The 4099-nt window shown below is 40.6% G+C and carries 3 protein-coding genes; 2 read left to right on the top strand and 1 reads right to left on the bottom strand.

All coding sequences use genetic code 11. The features are described from left to right. Window positions 1-1455 (bottom strand): ABC transporter ATP-binding protein (locus tag Q8865_11125; GenBank protein MDP4153969.1); only part of this gene is annotated, 1455 nt, incomplete at its 3' end. A gap of 229 nt (window positions 1456-1684) precedes the next feature. Between Q8865_11125 and Q8865_11130 the strand changes: the two genes are divergently transcribed. Together Q8865_11130 and Q8865_11135 are read left to right on the top strand one after the other, a co-directional pair. Further along, on the top strand, window positions 1685-2851 hold the full coding sequence (locus Q8865_11130; GenBank protein ID MDP4153970.1) for a flagellin: 1167 nt from the start codon (window positions 1685-1687) through the stop codon (window positions 2849-2851). Window positions 2852-3019: 168 nt separating this feature from the next. Beyond that, window positions 3020-4099: flagellin (locus Q8865_11135; protein MDP4153971.1), on the top strand; the 1080-nt coding region annotated here is incomplete at its 3' end.

Raw genomic sequence — 4099 nt, forward strand, 5'->3', positions numbered from 1 at the left:
AGATATACGCTGTTTTTGTCCGCCGGATAAACCTGTTCCACGCTCACCTACTATAGTGTCATATCCATCCGGCATATTGCTTATAAAGCTGTCAGCGTCTGCACAATTTGCGGCTGCATACACTTCGTCCATAGAGGCTTCGGGAACGCCATAAGCAATATTTGATTCAATAGTATCGGAAAAAAGAAATACATCCTGCATCGTAAGCGCTATATTCCTGCGCAGACTTTGAAGAGTGTATTGTTTAACATCAATATTATCAATAGAAACCGATCCGGATGTGACATCAATAAATCGCGATATAAGACTGACGAGGGAAGTTTTACCTCCACCGGTAGGCCCCATGAATCCGACAATTTCACCAGGCTTGATTTCAAAACTTATATCGTCAAGAACTTTTATTTTTCCGTATTTTAAGGTTACGTTTTTGAATACGATGTTGCCTTTAAGCGTTTCGGCTTCGTTTGCGTTATCTGCATCAACGATTTTATTTTCTGTATAATAAAGAGCCATAACCTTTTCGGCTGATGCGAGGAAACGTTGAGTATCGTTTACAACAAAACCCACAAGTACCATAGGATCATTGAGCGCCCATGCCAGCGAAAGAAAGATATTTAACTGGCCAAGTGAAATTTTACCTGAAATAACCATTATACCGCCGACAACAAGATTCACTATCGATAAAAGGTTTGATATTGATTCGATCAAAGGGTTATATTTTAGCCAAATAGAGTTTGCTCGGATGTTTCGGGCTTTGTATTCGTTATTTTCCTTAGAGAATTTTTCTATTTCAAAGTCTTCCCGCGCAAATGCCTTTACAACTCTATTGCCGCTGATATTCTCTTGCACCACTGTATTTAAAATTGACAGCTGATTTCGTGCTTCTGTATATGCCGGCCTCACATTTTTAGCAAGCTGAATAGCGAATATTACAGTAAAAGGAGTAAGAGCGAAGAGGCATAAAGCGTATAACGGGCTTATCGATATAAAAACTGTAAGCACGATGACAATCATAAAAATGCATTCAGCCCATTTTGGTATCACCCAAGATAGAAAATGCCGAATAAGATCGATGTCTCCCGTCATATTCGTTATAAGATCACCAGCACGATGCGTTTGATAGAATTCGTTCGTCTGCGGAAGCAAACGCTTGAAAAGATCACTTTTAAGATCGAATATGGCATGCTGAGATGCCTGCTCGCAAAGAATACTGATTATGTACTTCATCAGCATATACGTTACGCCAACCCCTATTGCGGCGGCAAGCAGCGGTATAAGCTTTTCATACTCGTGTTTTCCCAGTACTTCGTCAATGATAATTTTAAAGATAAATGGTTCAATTATCATTATACAAATCGAGATAAAAACGAGGGAAACTGCAAGGATCAGCTTCCATTTTTTTTGTCCAGCCCATTCAAGAGCCCATTTAATGCAACTGATAAAACCATCTCCCATTTGCGCCATTATGCGTAATTTTGGTCGGATTCTAAAATTGTTTTACTATTATAACATATTTTAACGAATAGGGAGTTTTTTATATAAAAAAAGTATATTTTTTTAATATATTTTATTAAAACTGTTATTTGCTCAATTAATTTCTTCTTGTTTTAATTTACAAAGTTTGCTAAAGAAACTAATGTTTTATTTCGATATTGACAATAGTAGACTATCCACGGAGGGAACTATGAGGATCAACAATAACATTATGGCGCTTAATACTTGGAGACAATTGAATTTACACGAGAACAGTCTCGCAAAGGCTATGCAAAGGCTGTCTTCAGGGAAAAGGATCAACAGTGCAGCTGACGATCCAGCAGGGCTTGCGATTTCTGAAAAAATGAAGGCTCAAATCAGAGGGCTCAATATGGCGTCAAGAAACTCTCAAGATGCGATTTCTTTAGTTCAGACTGCTGAAGGGGCTCTTAATGAGACACATTCAATTTTACAGAGAATGCGAGAGCTTGCTGTGCAGTCCGCAAATGGCACTAATGACGATAGCGTTGACAGGGCGGCTCTTGAAGCTGAGTTTGGAGAACTCCAAAAAGAAATCGACGATATTGCTGATAAGACGAACTTTAATGGCAGAAATCTGCTTAATGGCAATCTTGGCAGGCAGGTTACTGTGGGCATTAAGGATACTGTACCGATTGATTCTGCATTAGAAGAATTTGCAAAAGGGGTTGAAATTGATCCTAATAATAATTTGAAAGCGTTTGACTATATAAGTACTTCAGAAGCGAGCGGGAGCGATCCGGCTCAGATTTTATTTTCTAATTCATATGCTGTTTATGCTGGTGAACCGGAATCTGGGAAGGACTGGGTTTCGGGAACAAGATATAATATTGTTGATACAAGTAATGGTAACAGTATTGTAGGAACTATTAAATTTAAATTTGAGGATTCTTCAGAAGTTCAGCAAATATCCGATTTGACGTTTGAATTGACAGGTCAAGACATGTTTGTTCAGTGCGGACCTAATGAGGGCGATGAGATGGGAATCTCTATTGGTAATATGGGTTCAAAAGCACTTGGCATAGATAGCTCTATCAGCATCGCCACCCGTGACGGCGCATCAAAAGCTATAGGGGCTCTTGATGATGCGATTGAAAAGGTTTCGGTTCAGCGGGCAAAACTTGGAGCAGATCAAACCCGTCTTGAAACAAAAATTGATAATCTGGAAACAACTGCTGAAAACTTGCAAGCGGCAGAATCCCGTATTACAGATGCTGATATGGCTCAGGAGTATATGGAATATGCCAGAGAAAACCTTTTATGCCAAGTGTCAACTGCAATGCTTGCTCAGGCGAATAAGGCGCCCGAAGAGATCTTGCAGCTATTAAAATCTTTATAAAGCAATAAGAATATTTACGGAAAATATCTAAAGTTTTTGTAATAGATATCGATATTATAAAATGGATGTAAGCCGCATAAAACTGTTCTGGACCCGGACATTTTTTATGCGGCGAAACAGGTTTACGGCACGGATGCCGTAGAAATAAAAATTCATGGAGGAAAAATTATGCGTATTAACAACAACTTAATGGCAATGAACACGCTGCGTCAGCTGACTATCAATGACAGCAACACAGCAAAATCAGTCGAGAAATTGTCATCAGGCTACAGAATCAACAGAGCCGGCGACGACGCTGCAGGTCTTGCAATCTCTGAGAAGATGAGAGCACAGATCAGCGGACTCAACATGGCGTCAAAGAACTCACAGGATGGTATATCCATGGTTCAGACAGCTGAAGGCGCATTGACAGAAACACACTCCATTCTGCAGAGAATGAGAGAGCTTGCCGTTCAGTCTTCATCTGACACAAACGATGATGATGTTGACCGTGATGCACTGCAATCTGAGTTTCAGCAGCTGACATCAGAAATCGACGATATTTCTTCAAAGACTACATTTAACAAAAAGAACCTGCTTGATGGTACGCTTGGCAAGAACGCTTTGGGAACCAATTCCAATGCGGTGTCTACAACTGATGACATTATTGCTGCTCGTGCACTCGCAGACAACATTAATATCTCAGCCGGTGATATGGCAACGGGGACATATACTTTAACATCTTATCAGGCTGCAGATTCAACTCATGCCGAGTCATTTACACTCCACTCAACCGGTAAGGATTATACTGTTTCAACAGGTACAAACAATGTGAAATTTGCGGCTGACACCTCCTATGATGTCATGGATGGTTCTACGAAAGTAGGAACTATTTCATTTAAGGATGATGCTCTTGCCGCTGGAACAGGCATTGATACAAATTCTGCTAATGTCCAATTCGCAGTAACAGGTTCATCTGCTGCATTCCAGACCGGGGCAAATGAAGGCGACGAGATGGAGATCAATATAGGCAATATGAGCTCTTCTGCTCTTGGAATCGATAGTATTGTAAGTGTCGCAACACGTGATGAAGCGAAGAGCGCTATCACAACGATCGACAGCGCTATCAACAAGGTTTCTACACAGCGTGCAAACCTCGGCGCTGTTCAGAACCGTCTTGAGCACAAGATCAACAATCTTGATACATCAGCTGAAAACCTGCAGTCCGCAGAATCCCGTATCCGTGACGTTGATATGGCAAAAGAAATG

The organism is Bacillota bacterium (genome assembly GCA_030705925.1).
In the GTDB taxonomy this organism is placed as follows: domain Bacteria; phylum Bacillota; class Clostridia; order Oscillospirales; family Feifaniaceae; genus JAUZPM01.